This window comes from Bordetella sputigena, assembly GCF_965137885.1.
Classification (GTDB): domain Bacteria; phylum Pseudomonadota; class Gammaproteobacteria; order Burkholderiales; family Burkholderiaceae_B; genus Bordetella_C; species Bordetella_C sputigena.
In genome coordinates this window covers 195,351-218,328 of sequence record NZ_CBCSCA010000002.1, presented here as the reverse complement: position 1 = coordinate 218,328, position 22,978 = coordinate 195,351, and the positions used below count along the sequence as shown (strand labels likewise).

Below are 22,978 nucleotides of genomic sequence, written 5' to 3'. Positions count from 1 at the left end.
CGGTCTATCCTTCTTGCTCGAATATCACCGTGGCCAAGGGGGGCAGCGTCAGCGACAGCGACTGCGCCTGCCCGTGCGAGCCGATCTCTTCCGTATGGCGGCCGCCGCCATTGCCGACGCCCGATCCGCCGTAGTCGCCGGCATCGGTATTCAGCCGTTCGCGCCACCATCCCGGGCGCGGCACGCCGATACGGTAATCCTGGCGGGGCACGGGCGTAAAGTTGCAGACGGCCAGTACATGCCGGTCGCCGTCTTTGCGCAGGTAGGCGAAGACGCTGTTGCCGGCATCGTCGCCGACCACCCATTCGAAACCGCTCGGATCGCCATCGTGGCGGTGCAGCGGCGGCAATTCGCGGTACAGCTGGTTCAGGTCGCGCACCAGCTGCTGCACGCCGCGGTGCAGGCCATCGTCCAGCGCCGGCCAGTCCAGGCTGGCATCGTGGTTCCACTCGCGCGATTGGGCGATCTCGCCGCCCATGAACAGCAGCTTGCGTCCCGGATGGGTCCACATGAAACCGAAGTAGGCCCGCAGGTTGGCGAACTGCTGCCAGCGGTCGCCCGGCATTTTGTTCAGCAGCGATCCCTTGCCGTGTACGACTTCGTCATGCGACAGCGGCAGGATGAAGCGCTCCGAATAGGCGTACACCATGCCGAAGGTCATGTCGTGATGGTGATAGGCGCGATGCACGGGCTCGTGGTGCATGTAGCGCAGCGTGTCGTGCATCCATCCCATGTTCCACTTGTAGGTGAACCCCAGCCCGCCGTCTTCCGGACGCGCGGTCACGCCGGGCCAGGCGGTGGATTCCTCCGCCACGGTAATCGCGCCGGGGCACAACTTGGCCACGGTCGCATTCATGTCGCGCAGGAAGTCCACGGCTTCCAGGTTTTCACGGCCGCCGTAGCGGTTCGGTATCCATTCGCCGGCGTTGCGGCTGTAGTCGCGGTACAGCATGGACGCAACGGCGTCCACGCGCAGGGCGTCCACGTGGTAGCGGCGCACCCATTCCAGCGCGCTGGCCACCATGAAGTTGCGTACTTCCGTGCGGCCCAGGTTGTAGATCAGGGTGTTCCAGTCCGGATGGAAGCCTTCGCGCGGATCGCTGTATTCGTACAGCGCGGTGCCGTCGAACTGCGCCAGGCCGTGGGTATCGGTGGGGAAGTGCGCCGGCACCCAGTCCAGGATGACGCCCAGCCCGGCCGCATGGCAGCGGTCGATGAAGCGGGCGAACTCGGCGGGCGTGCCATAGCGCGCCGTGGGCGCGAAGACCCCCAGCGGCTGGTAGCCCCAGGATCCGCCGAACGGGTGCTCCATGATGGGCATCAGCTCGATGTGCGTGAAGCCCATGTCCTTGGCGTAGGGCACCAGGCGGTCGCCCAGCCGCTCCCAGACGCTGTCTTCATGGTCGCCGTCGCGCGGCAGCCAGGAGCCGGCATGGACTTCGTAGATCGACATGGGTGCTTCGGGCGCCTGGCGCGCGCCGCGGCCGGCCATCCATTCATCGTCGGTCCAGCTGAAATCGCCCGGCTCGGGCACGACCGACGCCGTGGCCGGCGGCATTTCCGTCTGGCGTGCCAGGGGATCGGCCTTCAGCGGCAGCAGGTTGCCGTGCGCGCCGATGATCTCGTACTTGTAGCGTTCGCCGGCCTGCAGGCCGGGGATGAACAGTTCCCAGACCCCGGCGCTGTGCCGCAGCCGCATGGGATGGCGGCGGCCGTCCCAGGAGTTGAAATCGCCGACGACGGAAACGCGCCGCGCATTGGGCGCCCATACGGCGAAGCGTACGCCATCCACGCCCTGCGTGGTGATGACGTGGGATCCCAGGCAATCGGCCAGCGATTCATGGCGGCCTTCACCGATCAGGTACAGATCCAGATCGCCCAGCAGCGGGCCGAAGGCGTAGGGGTCCGCGGTTTCCTGCTGGGCGCCGCCCCAGTCGATACGCAGCCGATAGGCGTCGGGCTGGCCGACCGGCAGATCGCCCGCGTCGGCCATGTAGAAGCCGTTGCGCACGTGCCGCAGTTCCAGTTCCGCGCCTGAGCCGGCGCGCAGCAGAACGACACCCTGCGCATTCGGCGCGAAGACACGGATCACCGTGCGGTCGCCATCCCGGTGCGGGCCCAGCACCCCGAAGGGATCGGCATGCCGGCCGGTAAGCAAAGCGTCGATATCCCCATGCAAGGCATCGGGTATGGTCTCGAAGGTAGAGGCGGACGTCATGTTGATTCCGGTGTTCCTATTCAGCGTTGGCGGGCCCGGCCGGCTCTTTGGCGAGCAGGCGATCCGCCAGCGCGGCCAGGCCGTTCAGCGGGATGCTGACCCAGTCGGGCCGGTGGGCTGCCTCGTACGCGATTTCATAAGCGGCTTTTTCGATCAGGGCCAGGTCGATCAGCGCGTCCTCCTGGCTTTCATCCATCCAACGGGGCTCGGCATTGCGCGAAACCTCGCGGTATGCCGACAGGAATGCCTGATTGGCCACTTCGCGGAAATGCACGATCAGATCGCGGCGGCGATGGCGCAGCACCGTTTCGGCGGGTTGGACTTCGGTGACGTTGGCTTCGGCATCGCCGAAGCCATTGGCGACGGTGGCGGCGGCGTAATCGAAGGACCGCAACAGCCCGGCCACGTCGCGCGACGCGCTGCTCTTGGCCCGGCGTTCTTCCAGCGAGCGGGCCGGTTCGCCCTCGAAGTCGATAATGTAGGCGTCGCTCTGCGCCACCAGCACCTGGCCCAGGTGGAAGTCGCCGTGGATACGGATATGCAGCGTGCCGATCTCGCTCTGGGCCAGCGTCTTGACGGCTGCGGCCAGTTCGTCGCGCAGATCGATCAGCCGTCGTGCCTTGTCCGCGCAAGCGGCTTCCAGCTTGCTGACGTTTTCCTTCAGCAGCTTCAGCCCGCGGTCCAGCATGGCGGTGACGTCGGCCGCGCGCTTGCGGGCGTCGGCGGCGGTGGCCTTGTGCGGTTCGAAGGCCGGATCGTCGCTGGGCTGGGCCAGTACGGCGTGCAGTTCGCCCAGGCGCCTGCCGATGGCGCAGGCGAAGGCGGTGTAGCCCTTCAGGTCTTCGGCATAATCCTCCGCGCTTTCCGCTGTCAGCGCCGCGGCTTCCAGCGTGCGCTTCAGGTATTCCAGCGTCCAGCTCCACGCGTCGCCCTGGTTGGTGATGACGGTATGCATCAAGGCCAGGGTGTGCGGCGTGCCGTCTTCATCGACGCGGACGATCTCGCCCAGCAACTGGGCGCTGTTGGTGTAGCCGGCCTGCGTCAGGCGGCGCGTCATTTCGGCTTCCGGATGCACGCCCGGCACGACGTGGCGGATCAGTTTCAGCATCGCCACGCCGCCGACGGTCATGGAACTGTTCGATTGTTCGCCGGTGAACCAGGTCACTTCCGGATCGTCCGGCAAGTCCAGCGCGTCCAGGCCCGGTTCGCCGCGGAAGTGCAGCACGCAGGGCGGATTGGCGCGCGGCACGGGCAGTTCGAGCCGCCGGCGCAGGCCGCGCACCAGCGCGTGGATGAAGGTGGGCAGTGTGTAGGCGTCGGTCAGCATGCCCATTTCGGCGGCACGGCGCACGCGGGCCAGGGCGTACTGCTGCGCCATCGGCGGCAGCGTTTCGCCCCAGATCAGCGCCACCGGCAACAGGAAGCGCGCCGGCTTGCCGTCGAAGTCCATCTCCAGCTCGGCGATGAAGCATTCGTACTCGGTGTCCTTCAGCTGCACCGCATAGGCGGCCTGGGCGAAGTTGACCTTGCGGTCCTTGGGGAACCAGCGCTGACGCGCCAGATACAGGGGCAGCACGTCCTGCCGCAGCGAGCGCACCGCGCCTTCCGTCAGGTCATAGCCGGTGCGGCCGCGCAGCACCAGGGTGTAGTACTCGGGCATTTGTTCCGGATGGGTCGCATGCCAGGATGGCGGCGACGCCACCGTGCTCAGTTCGAACCAATAGAAGCCGTAGGGCGGCAAGGTCAGCAGATAAGGCAGCTCGCCGATCGCCGGGAAGGGCGTGCCGCCCAGCAATTCCACGGGCACCCGGCCGTTCATGCTGGACAGGTCCAGCTCGACCGGCTGCGGGGCGCGCGACAGGTTGGCCACGCACAGGATCACGGTGTCTTCGTATTCGCGCAGGTAAGCCAGGATCTTGCGGTTGCCGGGGAACAGGAAGCGCAGCGTGCCGCGGCCGAAGGCGCGCGTCTGCCGGCGCGTGGCCAGCATGCGGCGCGTCCAGTTCAACAGCGAATGCGGGTCGCGCTGCTGCGCTTCCACGTTTACCGCCTCATAGCCGTACAGCGGCCCCATCAATGGCGGCAGCGGCAGCCTTTCCGGGTCGGCGCGCGAGAACCCGCCGTTGCGATCGGGCGACCACTGCATGGGCGTGCGCACGCCGTCACGATCGCCCAGGTGCACGTTGTCGCCCATGCCCAGTTCGTCGCCGTAATAGATGACCGGCGTCCCCGGCATCGAGAACAGCAGGCTGTTCATCAGCTCGATACGGCGGCGGTCGCGCTCCATCAGCGGCGCCAGGCGCCGGCGGATGCCCAGGTTCAGGCGCGCGCGGCGGTCGGCGGCATAGACGTCCCACAGATAGTCGCGCTCGCTGCTGGTCACCATCTCCAGCGTCAATTCATCGTGGTTGCGCAGGAAGATGGCCCACTGGCAGTTTTCCGGAATATCCGGCGTCTGCCGCATGATGTCGGTGATGGGAAAGCGGTCTTCCCGCGCGATGGCCATATACATGCGCGGCATCAGCGGGAAGTGGAAGGACATATGGCATTCGTCGCCCTTGCCGAAGTATTCCTGCGCGTCCTCGGGCCACTGGTTGGCTTCGGCCAGCAGCATGCGATTCGTATAGTCGGCGTCCAGCGTGGCGCGGATTTTCTTCAGGACGTCATGCGTTTCCGGCAGGTTCTCGTTGTTGGTGCCTTCGCGTTCCACCAGGTAGGGAACGGCGTCCAGCCGCAGTCCGTCCACGCCCATGTCCAGCCAATAGCGCATCACGGCCAGTACTTCTTTCAGCACCTGCGGATTGTCGTAGTTCAGGTCCGGCTGGTGCGAATAGAAGCGGTGCCAGAAATACGCGCCCGCCACCGGGTCCCAGGTCCAGTTCGACTTTTCCGTATCCAGGAAGATGATGCGGGTGCCGGCATAGGCCTGGTCGTTGTCTGACCAGACGTAGTAGTTGCGGGCCGCCGATCCCGGCTTGGCGCGCCGCGCGCGCTGGAACCAGGGATGCTGGTCGGAGGTATGGTTCACGACCAGTTCGGTGATCACGCGCAGGCCGCGCGCGTGCGCGGCGCGGATGAACTTGCGGACGTCCGGCAGCGAGCCATAGTCCGCATGCACGCCGCGATAGTCGGCGATGTCGTAGCCGTCGTCGCGCCGCGGCGATGGATAAAAGGGCAGCAGCCAGATGGTATTCACACCCAGCTGCGAAATGTAGTCCAGCTTTTCGATCAGCCCCGCGAAATCGCCGACGCCGTCATTGTTGGCGTCATAGAAGGATTTCAGGTGCAACTGATAAATGACCGCGTCCTTGTACCAGAGCGGGTCATCGCGGTCGGGAGTATTGACGGTGCTGTCGGTCATGGTTTGCTTCGCTTGCGTGTCTCTGTTGTTTTCACGGGCCGCCCCGACTCCGGGGATCAAGCCATGCCCGCGACCCGCCAAATCCGGTAGGGCTGACCCGGATGCAGATAAATGGTTTGCTGCCTGCCTTGCCAGGACTGGCGGCCACCGTCGACCAGATCGTCGGCATAAAGTGTGCCGTGATCCGGCAGTCCGAACTCCCACAATGGCAGGTCGACCTGCGCCGTCTGCGGGTTGTGGGGATCCAGGCTGATGGCCACCAGCACCACGTTATCGCGTTCCGGCGTGGCCTTGGAAAAGAACAGCACGTTATCGTTGAATGCGCTGTGGAATCGCAAGCCCAAATGCGTATGCAACGCGGGGTTGGCGCGCCGTATCGCATTCAGTTGCGTGACTTCGCGCACGATGTTGCCGGGGCGGTCATGGTCCCAGATGCGGATCTGGTATTTCTCCGAATCCAGGTATTCCTCCTTGCCCGGCACCGGCGTGGCTTCGCACAGTTCGAAGCCGTTATAGACGCCCCAAAGTCCCGACAGCGTGGCCGCCAGGGCGGCGCGTATCAGGAAACCGCCGCGTCCCGACGACTGCAGAAAGCGCGGATTGATGTCCGGCGTATTCACGAAGAAATGCGGCCGGAAGAACTCCGCCGGCGGCGCGGCGTTCAGCTCGGTCAGATACTCCGTCAGCTCCTGCTTGGTGTCGCGCCAGGTGAAGTAGGTGTACGACTGGCTGAAGCCTACCTTGGCCAGCCGGTACATCATCTTGGGCCGCGTGAACGCCTCGGACAGGAACAGGGTTTCGGGATGGCGGCTTTGCACGTCGGCGATCAGCCACTGCCAGAAGGGCAGCGGCTTGGTGTGCGGATTGTCGACGCGGAAGGTACGCACGCCCTGGGCCACCCAGAACAGCACGACGTCGCGCAGCGCGCGCCACAGCCCGGCCTGGCGCGACGCGCCGGCCTGCGGGCCGTAGAAATCCACATTCACGATGTCTTCGTATTTCTTGGGCGGGTTCTCGGCGTACTTCAGCGAACCATCCGGCCGCCAGTCGAACCATTCCGGATGCTCTTTCAACCAGGGGTGGTCGGGCGAGCACTGGATAGCGAAGTCCAGCGCGATCTCCAGTTCATGGCGGTGCGCCGCATCGATCAGGCGCTTGAAGTCGGCCAGCGTGCCGAGCTGCGGGTGCAGGGCGTCGTGGCCGCCTTCCTCCGCGCCGATGGCGTAGGGGCTGCCGGGATCGTCGGGCCCCGGCTTCAGGGTGTTGTTGCGGCCTTTGCGGTTGCGCCGCCCGATCGGGTGTATGGGCGGGAAATACAGTGTGTCAAAGCCCATGGCGCGTATCCGCGGCAGTTCGCGGATCACGTCGTCGAAGGTGCCGTGGCGCCGTGGATCGTCTGTCTGCGATCGGGGGAAAATTTCGTACCAGCTGGAGAAGCGCGCGGCCGGGCGGTCCACCGTCACGGCATACTCCACCGGCGTGGTCGTTTCGAAGGGGCGGGCGTCGGCGTGCCGCATGGCTTCGGTGGTTTCCTCCGCCAGCAGCACGGCCACCTGTTCGGGCGTGGGCGCGGCGAACACCGGCGGCGGCGCCGCATCGGTCTTGCGGCGGCCGCGGCGCGGCTTGGCCGCTTCGGGCTCGTGGCCCAACACGCGCAGCGCGTGTTGCAGCACCTGCGCGGCGGGCGAATCGGCCGGCAGGCGTTCCACCGCGTCGGCGATGGCCTGCCGGCCCTCGGCGGTTTCCAACGCGACGTCCACGCCCGCCTCATGTTTCTTGGCATAGCCTTCCGTAAAGGAATGCCAGGTATCGGACCATGCCTGCACCACGAAATAATGGCGGCCGTTGCGGCGCGGCACGAACTCGCCTTGCCAGCGGTCGTTATTCAGCAGCGTCATGGGCTCGCGCCGCCACTCGCGTTCGTCGGCCGCGCGCCACAACAGGGCGACGGCAATGTGCTCGTGCCCGTCCATGAAAACGTCGGCTTCGACCTGGATGGGCTCGTCCACGACGCGCTTGACCGGGAACGCGCCGTCGTCCACCGCCGGCGTGACGCGTTCGATGACGGCGCGCGGCGCCCGCATGGCGGCGGTGACGGACGTGCGGCCTTCGTCGGAGGCCGGCATGCGCACCGGCGGCAGGCGGCTGGCGCCCAGCCGCACGATGGCGCCGGGCGCCAGGCGCTCGGGCAGGTCGCGGGCAGGCTGGTCGGCGTCCCACATGTCCAGGCGGGCGTAGGTATCGGGCAGGCGGCTGCCCAGCGCATCCCAATCGACAGGAGCGTCGCGGTAGTCGTCCGGATTCAGCACGACCAGCCGCGCGGCCGCGCGGCCGTTGCCGGGCAGGGCGTAAGGGTGGCCATCGCCGCGGAACAGCGCGGTGACGGGCGACAACGGCCCCAGCAGGCTGCGCAGCGGCCCGGCCGCGCCCGCCGTGCGGGTCAGCCATTGGTTCACCATCGCGATGTCGCCATGCAGGGTAGGGTGGGGATCGCTTTCGGGAATATCGCTGCCGCGTTTCCTGGGCGAGCGCCCCGGGGCAGCCGTTTCGCGGCTTGCGGCTTCCACCGAGCTTTCGCCGTACCACTGGTCGGGATTGCCGTCGCCGCCGTCCAGCTCGATGGTTTCGACGGCGCTGTCCTCGAAGCCCATGGGCACGAAAATCCCGGCGTCGCCGACCACGGCCGCCGTCCAGATGGCGCGCGCCGCGTTCAGGTAGCGCCCATGCTGGTCATGGCGCCAGGCCGCCACGCGCTTGGCATAGGGCGCTTCCGCCGCGGCGATGACCGGCGCCACCAGGCGCAGCCGTGTGTACTCTTCCATCAGCCAGGGCGAACGATAGTCCCACCACGGCAGCGAGGAAAACACGCCGTCGAAGCCGGCGCCGGCCAGCTGCCCGGTCTGCTCGGGATTCAGGCCCGGCGTCCACGCCAGGAAACGGGTGTCCGGACGCACCGCCCGCACGCCCTCCATCAAATCGCGCCATTCCGGCGCGTTCAGGTGATGCGGCGACATGCACCGAAAACCCGCGACGCCGTTCTGCACCCACAGGCCCAGGCGTTCCACCCAATCGGCGATGAACCCTGCCGGCGCCACGCCGCCATCGCGGCGCAGCGGCAGCGCATGGCGTTCTTCCAACGGCTTGCGCGGATCGCGCAGCGCATCCACGCCGTCGGGGTGCTCGTACCAATCCGGATGGGCATGGGCCATCGCGCCGCCGGCGGCCACGCGGTCCAGCACCAGATCGACCATCAGCGCAAGCCGGTGTTTGTCGCATAGCGAGGACAAAGTGGCCAGGGTTTCGTCCAGGGCCAGCTCCCCCAGCGCCGGATTCAGGCGGCCGGGATCGCTGGGCACGTAAGGATTGCCGGCGGGGTCCGGCGCGCCCAGCGGCGCCACCATCAGCGTGTCGAAGCCCAGCGCCTTGGCGCGCGCGCAGATGGCCGGCCAGCGCCCGGCGGCATTATTGGTTAGCGGACCGGCGAGCACGGGATGGACGTAATAAATGCGCATTGAGGGCTCGTAGATTGTCTCGTTGATCGATAAGTGACGGGCAAGGCCGCGGGCCGCGATCGCGGCGTCGCAAGCCGGAGGCCCGGACGCGGCGATCGCGTCGCAAGCGCAGGGCCCGGACGCGATGGTGGGGTTGCAAGGACGGCCCCGCCGGGCGGAATACACCCGGCGGGGCCACGGCATGGTTCGACAGCCGGCTCAGCCCGTGGGCGGGGCCTCGCGGGAGATGCGCTTCAGGCGGCGCCGGCGCTCAGCGCGCTGGACGCGCCATCCTTGTTGGATCGTCCGCCGATCCCGACCACGGCCAGCGGGCGAGCCGCGGCGGTGACCTGGTCCAGCAAGGACGGGCGCGACACGGTGGGCGCGGCCGCGGGCGCATGCTGCACCGTACCGTCCGGCATCAAAGAGCGGTAAAGGCTGTCGTAGCTGGGCACCACGCGCTCCCAACTGAAGTCGGTGGTCATGGCGCGATGGCGCATGGCCTGCCAGATGGCCGGCCGGCGATACAGGCTCATCGCGCGGGCGATGGCGCCGGCCATGGCTTCCGCGTTGTCACCGTCGAACAGCACGCCCGTGGCGTTGCGCATGGCGTCCCGGCCGGCGCGCACGCCGGGGTCCGTGATGGTGTCGGCCATCCCGCCGACGCGTGAGCCGATGGGGATGGTGCCGTAGCGCATCGCGTACAGCGGGGTCAGCCCGAAGGGCTCGAAGCGGCTGCCATGCAGCAGCATGTCGCCGCCCGCGTGCAGAATGTGGGCGGTTTCTTCGTCGAAGCCGATGCGCGCCGCGCAGCGGCCGGGGTAGCAGCGCTGCAACTGGCGCAGCGACGCTTCTATCCATTTTTCGCCCTGGCCCAGCACGGCGACCTGCAGGTCCGGGTAATCGTCCAGCGCGCGGGGAATGGCCTGTACCGCCAGATCGGCCATCTTTTGGGAGGTCAGGCGGCTGCCCATGACCAGGACCGGCGCGCGCGGGTTTTCCGTCAGGCCGAAGTGCCGCTGCAGGCGGACCTTGCAGCGCGGCTTGTTGTCCATGTCGCCCGCGCTGAATTGATAGCCGTCCAGATGTATGTCGTTGGCGGGATCCCATTCTTCCGGATCGATCCCGTTGGGTACGGCCAGCAGATCGTGCAGTCGCGTGGCCAGTACGCCCTCCAGGCCGCAGCCGAAGCGTTCCGTCAGGATCTCGCGCGCGTAGGTGTGGCTGACCGTGGTGATGCGGTCGGCGTGGCGTATGCCGGCTTTCAGGAAGCTGAGCTTGCCCCAGTATTCGATGCCTTCCACCGACAGGTGGCTGGGATGTATGCCGAGCGCGCCGGCCATGTCCATCGGATACACGCCCTGGAAGGCCATGTTGTGGATGGTCAGCACGGTGCGTACGTTGATGCCCTTATCGCGCACCAGCAATGGCACCAGACCGGTGTGCCAGTCGTGGGCGTGCACAATGTCGGGGCGGGGGATGCGCGTGGTGCCGGCGGCCACGCGGGCGGCGGCGTGCGCCAGCGCGGCGAAACGGATGGCGTTGTCTTCGTATTCGCGGCCTTCCGCGTCGGTGTACAAGGTGTCGCGGTCGTACAGCTTGTCGTTCCGCAGGAGCAGCACCGGCACGCCGCCCAGCGCGGGACATATGCCATGCAGCAGCCGGGCTTCGCCGCCCGGCAGGCGGCGCAAGCGGGCGATTTCCCTTACCTGGGTCAGTTTGTCGATGGCGCCGCGGTAGGCGGGCAGCATCAGCGTAATGGATGTGCCGCTTTCATGCAGGGCGCGCGCCATGCCGCTGACGGCGTCCCCCAGGCCCCCGGTCTTTGCCAGGGGATACGCTTCCGACGTAACAGCCAGGATTTTTCGCGACACGATTACCTACTCCAAAGAAAGCGCGTCCGGGAAAAAGTGGGACGCGCCAGGCGAAGACAACGAAAGGTCGGAAGACGGCGCGGGTAACGATTGCTACTGTCTCTCGCGTAGGAAATGACACGCAACGTAATTTCTATACGCGATACTTCGCTGCTATCCGCAACCGGCCAGGGACCGGATGCATGTATCTTGGCAAGCAGCGTGCCCAGGGGAGTTGGGAACGGCGAATACTGGCTATTTTGCTCATGGACAGCCTGCCACGATGTGTACTTTGGTAACCCGGGGGACGTCATCGCGGCTTGCGGCTTGCTCTGCGCCTGCGGCGCTTTGCCCGGTCAGACTAAGTCGGCCATCAGGCGGGCGCTTTGAGATTGATCAACCGGCCACGCATCCTGTGGTCGCGCTCCGCGCAGCCTGCCGTTGAACCTATGGACTTGATCGTCGCAAGACCCGAAGGCCTGTATTGCCCGCCGGGCGATTTCCACATCGACCCCTGGCGTCCGGTGGAACGCGCCATCATTACGCACGCGCATTCGGACCACGCACGGTCCGGCCACGCCCATTACCTGGCGGCGGCGCCGGGCGCCGGCGTGCTGCGCGCACGGGTCGGCGATGTCGACCTGGATGCCGTTCCCTATGGCGAGACACGGGTGCACAACGGCGTGCGCATTACGCTGTACCCGGCCGGCCACGTGCTGGGGTCGGCCCAGGTGCGGCTGGAGTACGGCGGCCAGGTTTGGGTGGCCTCGGGCGATTACAAGCTGCAGGAAGACGGCACCTGCGACCCATTTGAACCGGTACCGTGTGACGTCTTTATTACCGAGTCCACTTTCGGCCTGCCGGTCTACCGCTGGGATGACGTGGCGGACGTGCGGGCCGCCATCAATGGCTGGTGGGCCGCCAATGCCGCGGAAGGCCGGGCCTCGATCCTGTATTGCTATGCCTTTGGCAAGGCGCAGCGGATTCTGCATGGGCTGGATGCGTCGATCGGGCCTATCGTCGCGCATGGCGCGGTCGAAGGACTGAATCGCGTGTACAGGGCATCCGGCGTATCCATGCCGCCGACCCTCACCGTTTCGGAAATCGCCGATCCGGCGGACTTGCGCCGCGCGCTGGTGCTGGCGCCGCCGTCGGCGCGCGGCACGCCATGGACGCGGCGGTTCGGCGAGCATGCCGACGCCTTCGCCAGCGGCTGGATGCGCCTGCGCGGCGCACGCCGGCGGCGCGGCGTGGATCGGGGGTTCGTGATGTCCGATCATGCGGATTGGCCGGGGTTGGGCAAGGCCATCGGCGCCACCAGCGCCGAGCGCGTCATCGTCACGCATGGCAGCGTCGCCGTCCTGGTGCGCTGGTTGAATGAGCAAGGGCTGCAGGCGGAGTCCTTCACCACCGAATACGGTGCGGAAGAGGATGAGGGCGGTCCGGATAAGGAGCAGGGCGGCGGGCCGGATGCGGATGCGGCTGCCGTCGATGCAGATGCCGATGTCGATGCCCGTTCCGGCGCTGGCGCCGGAACGGGTGCCGACGCCGATACTGACGCGGGAGCGGCCGGCTCGCCGGCCGCCGGCGCGGACGGGCGGGAGGACGCAGCCCCGTGAAGGACTTCGCCGACCTCTACACCCGCCTCGACGCCACCACCTCCAGCAACGCCAAGCTGGCGGCGATGCGTGACTACTTCCGTACCGCCCCGCCCGCCGACGGCGCGTGGGCCGCCTACTTCCTGGCCGGCGGCAAGCCGCGCCAACTGGTCCCGACCAAGGTCCTGCGCCAGTTCATCACCGAAACGGCCGGCATTCCCGAGTGGCTGTTCGAAGAAAGCTACCAGGCGGTCGGCGACCTGGCGGAAACCTTGTCGCTGCTGCTGCCCGACCCCGGCGTCTCGGACACCGCCAGCCTGGCGGAATGGGTGGAGGAAAGATTGCTGCCGCTACGCGGCCTGCCGCCCGCCGAAATCCTCTATCGCCTGAACGACCTGTTCACGCGCCTGGACCAGCACGGCCGCTTCGTCTGCGCCAAGCTGATGACCGGCTCCATGCGAGTGGGCGTCTCCAAGCTCCTGCTGACCCGCGCCTTGGCCGAAGTTGCCGGCGTCGAAACCCGGCATATGGCGCAGAGGCTGATCGGCTATACCGATATCGGCGCCCGTCCGCAGGCCGAAGTGTTCCAGCGCCTGCTGGAACCCGTCACGCATGAAGGTCAGGCTCGCCTCGACGGCCAGCCTTATCCCTTCTTCCTGGCCCATCCCCTGAACAGCGATCCCGCTGCCTTTCCGGACCTGCTCGGCCCGCCGTCGCGCTGGCAGATCGAATGGAAGTGGGACGGCATCCGCGCCCAGCTGGTGCGCCGCGCCGAACAGACCTGGGTCTGGTCGCGCGGCGAGGAACTGGTCACCGAACGCTTTCCGGAGCTGCTGCGCCTGGGCAATCGCCTGCCCGAAGGCACGGTGCTGGACGGCGAAATTGTCGTCTGGAAAGAGGACAGGGTTCAGCCCTTCGCCCACCTGCAACAGCGCCTGGGCCGTAAAACGGTCGGCGCCAGGTTGCTCGCCGACGCGCCTGTCGTGCTGCTCGCCTACGACCTGCTCGAACTCGATGGTGAAGACCTGCGCGGTAGACCGCAGGCCGAACGTCGCGCCATGCTCGAACGCCTGGCCGCCGGCATCCAGGATCCCGCGCTGGTGTTGTCGCCGCTATTGCACGGCGCGGACTGGCAAGAGCTGGCGCGCCAACGCGAGGCCTCGCGAGCATTGGGCGTCGAAGGCATGATGCTGAAGGCGGCGGACTCCCACTACGGCGTCGGCCGCACCAAGGACCGCGGCGTCTGGTGGAAATGGAAGGTCGATCCGTTTTCGGTCGACGCCGTATTGATCTACGCCCAACGCGGCCACGGCCGCCGCGCCAGTCTATATACCGACTACACCTTCGCCGTCTGGGACGCACCGCCGGAAGCCCCGGAACGTCGGCTGGTTCCCTTCGCCAAGGCGTACTCCGGCCTGACGGACGAGGAAATCCGTCAGGTCGACGCTATCGTGCGCAAAACCACCGTCGAGAAATTCGGCCCGGTCCGCAGCCTGGAACCCACACAAGTATTCGAACTCGGGTTCGAAGGCATAGCCCGCAGCGCGCGCCACAAGAGCGGCATCGCGGTGCGCTTCCCGCGCATGCTGCGTTGGCGGCAGGACAAGACGCCGCAGGATGCGGACACCTTGGAGACGCTGGCGGCGTTGTTGCCAGATGTGTCTCGAGAGGGCGGTTGACTACGCCTGAGCGGCGGATCCGTTCCTGTGGGTGACGTCTGATTCCGAACGGCCGGTAGGACGATTCTGAATAAGTAATTGATGTGGAACGGGTTTCCAGGCTCGCGCACGGAGCTTCCGTTAAATCGCACTGACTTAGTCTTTGGAATTAAACGATTACTAATCGACATAATGCTTCCAATTTTGGATATATTAAGAACTATAAGGAAATAAATGTATACAAAATAGGAAATGACGCTACTGCCGGACATAAAGCGCGCGCCCCGCGCCAAACTATCGTGGCTCCTGGCCCTGACACTTGCCGCCGGTGTTCTGAACGAGAATGACACTTCGGCGCAGACGGCCGACCGGTCAAATGCCCCGAGTGCCACAAGTGCCACGAGTGCCGCCAATGCCGGCGCCGAACTCCAGCGCCGCCAGGACCAGGAAACCGAAGCGCAGCGTGCACGCGCCGCCGAACGTCCGGACGTCTTCACACCACCGGCGACAACGAAAGCGCCTTCCGGACTGCAGTTCCCCGAAGAAAAACCATGCTTCGCCATCCGCGCCGTCACCTGGCAGGACCCCCAGCCGCCTGAATGGCTGGCTGAAGCCGCCACCCAGGCCGTCGACCGCTGCGTCGGTGGGCGTGGACTCCAGGCGCTGCAGAAGGACCTGCAGGCCCGCCTTATCGACCATGGCTATGTGACCTCCCGCGTCCTGGTCCCCGAGCAGTCGCTGGCCGCGGGCACGCTGACCCTGCGCTACATCCCCGGCACGATCGCCAAGGTCCAAAGCGAGGGCATGCCCGGCTGGTGGCGCATGGCGCTGCCCAGCGGCCCCGGCAGCGCGCTCGATCAGCGCGACCTGGACCAGGCGCTGGAAAACATCCGCCGGCTGGCGGGCCAGGCCGACGCCAAGATCGACCTGGTGCCCGGCGCCGCCTTGGGCGAGACGGACCTGGTGCTGCACCCGGGTAGTGGCAAACGCTGGCATGCCTACGTCGGCGGTGATAACGCCGGCCTCGATTCCACCGGCAAGAATCAGGTCAATGCCACCCTGGTCCTGGATTCGCCGCTATTCCTTTACGACCAGCTTTCGGTCGCGTGGAACAGCAATGCCGACATGAAGAACGACGACGCCGGCGCGCGCTCGTCCTCCATCAGCTACAGCATCCCGTTCGGCTACTGGACGCTGTTCGCCGACGCCAGCAAATCCACTTATCGGCAGACCGTCGCGGGCTTCGACGAACCCATACTCTACAAGGGTACGAGCAAACAGATCGACGGCGGCATCAGCGTGGTCCCGTATCGCGGCACCGACTACAAGGGCACCGTCACCGCCAAGATGTTCCGCAAGTGGTCGAGCAACAGCATCGATGACATCGACATCGACGTGCAGCACCGCGACGTCGTTGGTTATGAGCTGAACTTGTCGCATCGGCAGTACATCGGCAGCGCCGCGCTGGATGCCGGTGGCGGGGTGCGCAGCACTTTGCCCGGCATGTCGAATCAGCCGGGCGTCGTCATCGGCGATCCCGACTGGAACGGGCGCAGCACAGTGCTGCTCGCCAACCTGGGCGTTTATCTGCCTTTCCAACTGGCGGGGCAGCGTCTGGCCTATCAGGCCGGCTGGCAATGGCAGCACGCCAAGACACCGCTGGTGCCCAGCGACTACTTCACGATCGGCAACCGCTATTCGGTGCGCGGCTTCGACGGGCAGATGACCTTGTCCGCCGAAAGCGGCTGGTCCTGGCGCAACGACTTGTCGCTGGCGCTGGGCGATAGCGGCCAGCAGCTATACGCCGGCATCGATGCCGGCCGTGTCAGCGGTCCCGCCGCGCAGTTCCTGGCGGGCCAGACGCTGGTCGGCGCCGTGGTCGGCGTGCGTGGGCGCGTGGCGGTGCCCTATGTCGCCGCCAATTACGACTTGTCCGCCGGCTGGCCGCTGAAAAAGCCCGACGCCCTGAAGACCGACTCGCCCACCATCGCCTTTTCCGTGCTGTTCGAATTCTGACCGGATCACATCATGTTCTCGCTGCGCTCCGCGATCGTTACGCTCGTCATATTCACCCAGGTCTGGACGCCCGTGCTGGCGCAGACGCTGCCTATCTCCGTCGACAAGACCGGCGGCGGGCCGCGGCCCGTAGTGGGCGTGGCGGGGAACGGCGTGCCTATCGTGAACATCGCGCCGCCTTCGGCGGGTGGGGTTTCGAATAACCGCTTTACGCAATTCAACGTCGGGCCGTCCGGGGTCGTGTTGAACAACAGCGGCGCGGGCAGCCAGAGTCAGCTGGCGGGCGCGATCGGCGGCAATCCGATGCTGGGCAACAGCCGCGCGGCCGTCATCCTGAACCAGGTGACCGGCAATAACCCTTCGCAGTTGCGCGGCTTCATGGAAGTCGCGGGTAATCGCGCCAACGTCATCGTCGCCAACCCGGCGGGCATTACCTGCGACGGCTGCGGTTTCCTGAACGCGAATCGCGGCACGTTGACGACGGGGATGCCTATCCTCGGGCCGGACGGCAGCGTGCAGGGCTTCGATGTCACGCGCGGCCGCCTGTCGGTGGAAGGCAAGGGGCTGTATGGCGATAACCTGGATCAAGTCGACCTGATCGCGCGTACGCTGTCGCTGAATGCGTCGGTGTGGGCGAACCGGCTGAACCTGGTGGCGGGTCCCGCTAACGTTGGCTACAACGACGGCAGCGTGCAAGCCAAGGCCGGCGAGGATGCGGCGCCCGCCGTCGCGCTGGACATGGCCGCCCTGGGCGGCATGTACGCCAATAGCATCCGCCTGATCGGCACCGAGGCCGGCGTCGGCGTGAATATCGGCGGCAACTTGACGGCGATGACCGGCGACCTGCAGGTCAGCGCGGCGGGCGACGTGCGCATCGTGCCGTCCGGGAAGGTGCAGGCGGCCGGCAATCTGCAGTTGGACAGCGCGCGCGCCATGACGGTGGACGGCACCGTCGCGGCGGGCGGCGATGTGCGGCTGAACGCCGCCGGCGATGTGGCGGTTGGCAACGCGGTCAGCGCCGTTGGCGGTATGGCGGTGAACGCGGGCGGCAACCTGGTGCAGGGCGTCAATGGACGCATGCAGGCCAACGCGGGCTTGACCGCTTCGGCCGGCGGCGTGGCGGCGCTGTCCGGCACCGCGGCATCGCAAGGCGCTGTGGGCGTGCAATCGCGCGGCGGCATGGCGGTCGATGGCCTGGTGTCGGCGGGCGGCAATGTCTCCTTGAATGCCGGCGGCAACCTCACGCAAAGCGGCGCCGGCCGCATGGAGACCAACGGCGCCTTGTCCGCCGCATCGGGCGGCGCAATCGCCTTGTCCGGCACCAGCGTGGCGCTGGGCGCCGTCACGGTACAGGCGCCGGGTAGCCTGGCCATGGACGGGCGCGTATCCGCGGGCGGCGATATCTCGCTGGGCGCGGGCGGCAACCTCACGCAAGGCGGCAGCGGCCGCATGGAAACCAACGGCGCCCTGGCGGCCTCATCGCGCGGCGCGATCGCCTTGGCCGGTGCGGCGGTCGCACAAGGCACGGCCACGTTGCAGTCCGCGGGCGCGATGTCCGCGGACGGTCAGCTATCCGCGGGCCGCGATATTTCCTTGAATGCTGGCGGCAACCTTACGCAGGGCGGAGGCGGACGCATCGAAACCAATGGTGCGATCGCCGCTACGTCCGGCGCAGCGATGGCTTTGGCGGGTACGACGTCGGCCGGCGGCGTCGTCAACTTGCGTTCGCCGGGCGCCATGTCGGTGGACGGGCGCGTGTCGTCGGGCGGCGGCATCGCGCTGAATGCCGGCGGCAGCCTGGCGCAGGGCAGCAACGGTCGGCTGGAGACCAACGGATCGATCTCAGGTTCTTCGACGGGGGCCATGGCCCTGTCCGGCGTCACGGTAGGAAAGGGCGTCGTCGCGCTCCGATCGGCTAACGGATTGACCTTGGGCGGACAAGTGTCGGCGGGCAGCGACATCTCGCTGAACGCCGCCGGTGGCCTGACGCAGCTCGCGGGCGCTGGCATGCAGGCCAATGGCGGCCTTGTCGCGTCGAGCGGCGGCGCCATGGCGCTGTCGGGCTCATCCGCCGCGCTGGGCGACGTCGCGTTGCAATCCTTGGCCGGCATGACGGTCAACGGGCAGGTGGCCAGCGGCCGCAACGCGACGCTGAACGCCGGCGCTGACATCGTCCTGGGCAACGCATCCAAGGTCCAGGCGGACGGCAACGTGCGCGCCGATGCGGCGGCGAACATGTCCATCGCCGGCCTGGTCGGCACCACGGGCGTCGCCCCCAGCGGCAGCGCGCTGACCCTGAACGCGGGCAGGGACATGGCGATCGCCGGCACGGTTTCCGCCAACAGTCCGTTGACCATCGCGGCCTCGCGCAATCTGCAGATCGACGGCACCACATTGGCGACGGTAGGCAACTTCGCGCTGAGCAGCGGTGGCGACATGACCGTCGGCGCCAACGGCCGAGCGCAGGCCGCTGGTGACATTGCCGTGCAGTCGGGCGGCAATCTGGCCGCGTCAGGCATTCTGTCGGCCAACAAAGCCGCGCGCGTGAACGCGGCCGGCGACACGCGCGTTGACGGCACCATCGCCGCCCTGGGTGGCGCGCTATCGCTGGCAGGCGGGAATGACGTGCTGATTGGCGGCGCTGGCCGCGTCCAGGCCGCGACGACGCTCGATACCCAGGCGGGCCGGGACCTATCGCTGGCGGGCGCGCTTTCTTCGGTCGGCGACCTTACGCTGCGCGCCGCGCGCGACGCCACGGTCAGCGGCATCGCCTCCAGCGATGCCAGCCTGAAGCTGAATAGCCGAAACCTGAATGTGAACGCCACCGGTGTCGTCCAGTCGGCCAGCGGAATGAACATCGATGCGGCTGGCCAGCTTACCTCCGCTGGCAAGCTGGTCTCCGATGGCGCGGTCACGCTGCGGTCCGCGGGCAACATGGGGCTGTCCGGCACCACCGCGTCCATGAACAACACCCTTGGCCTGGCATCGACCGCCGGCGACATCGTCCTGGATGCGGCCGCCCGCACCCAGGCAGCAGGCACACTGACGGCCAACGCCGCGCGGGACATGCGTGTCCAAGGCACCACGTCTTCCAACGGCGGCATCGTCCTAGGCGCCGCGCGTGACCTGGCATTGGGCGGCGTCACCGCCGCGCTGGGCGGGGACCTGCGCACGACAGCCGGCGGCGCCACCACCGTCGCCGCCGATGCGCGCGCACAGGCGTCCGGCACGCTCGCGTTGAACACCGGTTCAAGCTTGAACAACGACGGTTTGCTGTCAGGCGGCCAAGCCGCCACGCTGCAGGCCGGCGGCGATGTGAACAACCGCGGCACGGTCGTATCGGCGGGCAACGCCAGTGTGACCACCAATGCAGCCGTGAACAACACCGGCCGGCTGATTGCCGGCCTGAACGACCAGGGCCAGATCGCCTTGCCGGGCAGCCTGACCGTCTCCGGCAGTACGTTCACCAACAGTGGCCTGGCCACCGCCGGCGCTAACGTCACCCTTAACGCCGCCAACCTGATGTTGGCTGGCGGCACGGTATCCGCCACGCAGGCGCTCAAAGCCAGTACCGCCGGCGCGATCGATGCACGTGGCGCTTCGCTCTACGGCGGCACCATGGCGCTGTCGGGAAGCACCTTGGACAACCGCGGCGGCAACCTTTCCTCCGGCGGCGATATGTCGCTGACGTTTACCGGCACGGTGAACAATCAGTCGGGCACCATCGCCACGAACGGCGCGTTGCAGGCCAGCGGCAGCCAGGTCATCAATCGCGGCGGCAAGATGATCGCCAGCGACCTGACTGTAACGACGCCCGGTGCGATCGACAACGTCGGCGGCCTGCTGCAGGCCAACAACGTGCTGTCCCTGTCCGCATCGAACCTGCTCAATACGGACACCCCGTCCGGCAATCCCGCCCAGCCCCTGGGCGTCGTCGGCAAGACCGTCACCATCAGCGCGGGCGCGATAGACAACACGCGCGGCACGCTGGCCGCGAGCCAGGTGATGACTGTGAATGCCAGCCAGTTGCAGAACGCGGCGGGCCTGATCAGCTCCGGCGGCACCGCGGACATCACCGTGGGCACGCTGGCGAACGAAGCAGGCAATGTCGCCGCCGGCCAGCGCCTGTCCGTCACGACCAATGCATTGACGGGCACCGGCACGCTGCAATCGCAGGGTGATCTGGGCTTGATGGTGAACGGCAACCTGAACAACACCGGCGTACTGGCGGCGGGGCGCGACGCCACGCTGTCCATCGCGGGCAACCTGGACAACAGCGGCAAGATATCCGCCGGCCGCAACCTGGGCATCGGCGCGCAGAACCTGACTAACCGCGCCGGCGGCGAGATCGTCTCCGGGGGCATTACCACACTGAGCGTTTCGCAGGCGCTGGACAACGCCGGCCTGATCGACGGCAAGGTCACCCGCATCCAGGCCGGCAGCGTCCACAACACCGGCCGCATCTACGGCGATACGCTCGCCATTTCCACCGGCTACTTGCTCAACGATGTCGGCGCCGCGGGCGCGGGCGTCATTGCCTCGCGCGGCGACATGGATCTGGGCGTCGGCAGGCTGGACAACCTGGAACATGGCCTGATCTATGCCGCGGGCAACCTTGCCATCGGCGGTGGTGTCGACGGCAACTGGAAGGCCATCGGCCAGGCTCAGTCAGTAAACAACGAATCCGCCACCATACAGGCCGACGGCAACGCCAGCATCGCGGCGGTGGCGATCAACAACAAGAACAACCATTTTTCCAGCGAAGTGGTGCAGGTCAGTTCGGGCGACAAGGTGTACTACCGCCTGAACGGCTCCACCGACATGCTGGATGGCAGCGTCTATTGGCTGTGCGACCAGACCACGCCCCAATGCAGCAAGGATCCGGCATGGCTGGATGACGATCAGGAGCGCCGGCTGCTGCTGCCGTCCACGACCTATCCGGAAGACCGTTTCGGCCCGCCATTCGACTACGCGGCCGGCGGACGCGGCAAGAAGGGTTACGACTCGCCCGTCCGGCTGCCGTATTACGAACCCATCAAGTCCTGCACGGCGGAAGATTCCTGGTGCGTTACGTCGCCGGAAGAATTCACCTATCCGCTGGACGCCAAGATCTGGCAGATATTCGGCGTCCAACCGCCGGCGGCGCCGCTCCCGCCGGTGCCCGTGTACGGTGAAAACTGCACCATCAATTGCGATGCCATGCAGGCGGTCTACGACGCCGCGCACAAGCCTTTCCTGGATGCCTACCTGGAATTGAACGCCAAGGTCCTGGCCTTCAACCAGGACTTCAACAACCGCCTGGTGAAAGATTTCACCATCTACGAAGTCGCGGAAAACGTCAGCGAAAGCCGCACGGTTTCCACCGATCCCGGAAAGATCATCGTCGGCGGCAACGCCTCTTTATCCGGCTCGGTCGTCAACGATAAGAGCCAGATCGTGGCGGGCGGCGCGCTGAATGCCAGCGGAGCGACGATCCAGAACATCGGCGCCACCGGCGAACGACGCGTCGACGCCACCGGCCGCGAGCTCTACACCTATGAAAAGAACGACAGCCGTCATTACGACATCGCCCCGTACAGCGGCACGCTCAGCATCCAGCCCATCGAACTGGCCGTCGCCAGCTACGGCGGCAATGCCACGCTGCCGGCCACTGGCGTCACTGCGCCGGGCGCCGTCGCACCGGTAAGCACGGTCCGCCCGCCGACGATCACCAGCGTATCGCTGCCAAATTCCGGCATCGTCCGCACGGTCACGCCGCCGTCCAGCGTGCCGAACAACCAGCTCTATACCGTCGTGCCGGCGGCGAACTCGCCTTATCTGGTAGCGACCGATAGCCGCTTCACGGGCAACAAGCCGACGATATCCAGCGACTACTTGCTCGCGCTGTTGGGCGGTGCCGGCGTAGTCTCTGGGCCGGGCGCTGTCGCTGCCCCGGGTTCCGTATCGGTGCGCGGCCCGGGTGCTGGCGCATCCGCGGCGACGTCGTTTCCGGCTGGCGGCACGTCGGCAGCCAACCAGTCGCCCACGCAAGCCGCGATCGCCGCCGCGGCGACGTCCGCAGTGACGTCAGGGGCCACGACCGGATCGTCGGGCACCAATCCCTATCTACAGAACGCCGACACGCTCAAGCGCTTGGGCGACGGCTTCTACGAACAGAAACTGGTCACCGACCAGATCATCGCCGCCACCGGCCAGCGCTTCGTTGGCGACTACACCGACAACGAAACCCAATACAAGGCCCTGCTGACCGCCGGCGCCACCTTCGCGCAGCAATACGGCCTGCAAATCGGCACGCCGCTGAGCGACGAGCAGATGAAGCACCTGACCAGCGACATGGTGTGGCTGGTCGACCAGACGGTCACGCTGCCGGACGGCAGCACGCAGACCGTGCTGGTCCCGCAGGTCTATCTGGTCGTGCAGGACGGCGATCTGAAGGGCGACGGCACGCTCATGGCCGGTCGCAACACCACGCTGCAGGCCAGCGGGACCATCACCAATACGGGCACCGTGGGATCACGCGACGCCACGATCATGGTGGCCGACAACATCATCAACAGTTCGGCGGGGACGATCCAGGGCAGCTACGTCAATCTGAATGCGCGCCAGGATCTGAATAACATCGCGGCGCTGATCAAGGGCGATACGGTCGCCTTGCAGGCGGGACGGGATGTCAATCTGACGAGTACCACGGCCAGCACGAGTTCCAGCCTGGGACAGACGAATACGTGGTCGACGTTTGTCAGCGGGGTGTCGCAGATCGATGCGGGTAGCCTGGCTATCAAC

Annotated in this window: 8 protein-coding genes; 4 read left to right on the top strand and 4 right to left on the bottom strand. The window is 66.8% G+C overall.

The features are described from left to right. Positions 1-4 precede the first annotated feature (4 nt). The 4 genes from glgB to glgA all read right to left on the bottom strand — a co-directional run bounded on the left by glgB (position 5) and on the right by glgA (position 10,947). Entirely contained in the window at positions 5-2,218 is a 2,214-nt protein-coding gene (gene glgB / locus ACNA0R_RS04130) for a 1,4-alpha-glucan branching protein GlgB (protein WP_415824653.1), read from the bottom strand. Between the two features lie 16 nt (positions 2,219-2,234). Continuing rightward, positions 2,235-5,579 carry a maltose alpha-D-glucosyltransferase gene (gene treS, locus ACNA0R_RS04125; RefSeq protein ID WP_415824652.1) on the bottom strand — a complete coding sequence of 1,115 codons (3,345 nt, stop codon included), beginning with the start codon at positions 5,577-5,579 and terminating at the stop codon, positions 2,235-2,237. Positions 5,580-5,635: 56 nt separating this feature from the next. After that, the gene (locus ACNA0R_RS04120) at positions 5,636-9,091 is read right to left on the bottom strand and encodes a maltotransferase domain-containing protein (RefSeq protein WP_415824651.1); all 3,456 of its coding nucleotides are present in this window, start codon (positions 9,089-9,091) and stop codon (positions 5,636-5,638) included. 233 nt (positions 9,092-9,324) lie between these two features. Continuing rightward, the gene (gene glgA, locus ACNA0R_RS04115; protein WP_415825018.1) at positions 9,325-10,947 is read right to left on the bottom strand and encodes a glycogen synthase GlgA; all 1,623 of its coding nucleotides are present in this window, start codon (positions 10,945-10,947) and stop codon (positions 9,325-9,327) included. Between the two features lie 425 nt (positions 10,948-11,372). Here glgA and ACNA0R_RS04110 point away from each other — a divergent pair, with 425 nt between their 5' ends. The 4 genes from ACNA0R_RS04110 to ACNA0R_RS04095 all read left to right on the top strand — a co-directional run. Further along, positions 11,373-12,542, top strand: a complete 1,170-nt coding sequence (locus ACNA0R_RS04110) for a ligase-associated DNA damage response exonuclease (protein ID WP_415824650.1) — start codon at positions 11,373-11,375, stop codon at positions 12,540-12,542. Beyond that, positions 12,539-14,200 (top strand): ATP-dependent DNA ligase, encoded by a 1,662-nt coding sequence (locus ACNA0R_RS04105; protein WP_415824649.1) that lies wholly within the window; start codon positions 12,539-12,541, stop codon positions 14,198-14,200. The genes ACNA0R_RS04110 and ACNA0R_RS04105 overlap by 4 nt, the downstream gene beginning before the upstream one ends. A gap of 231 nt (positions 14,201-14,431) precedes the next feature. Further along, a complete protein-coding gene (locus ACNA0R_RS04100) occupies positions 14,432-16,195 on the top strand; it encodes a ShlB/FhaC/HecB family hemolysin secretion/activation protein (protein WP_415824648.1) in 1,764 nt (587 codons plus the stop codon). Between the two features lie 12 nt (positions 16,196-16,207). Beyond that, a partial coding sequence (locus ACNA0R_RS04095) for a two-partner secretion domain-containing protein (protein WP_415824647.1) occupies positions 16,208-22,978 on the top strand: 6,771 nt, incomplete at its 3' end.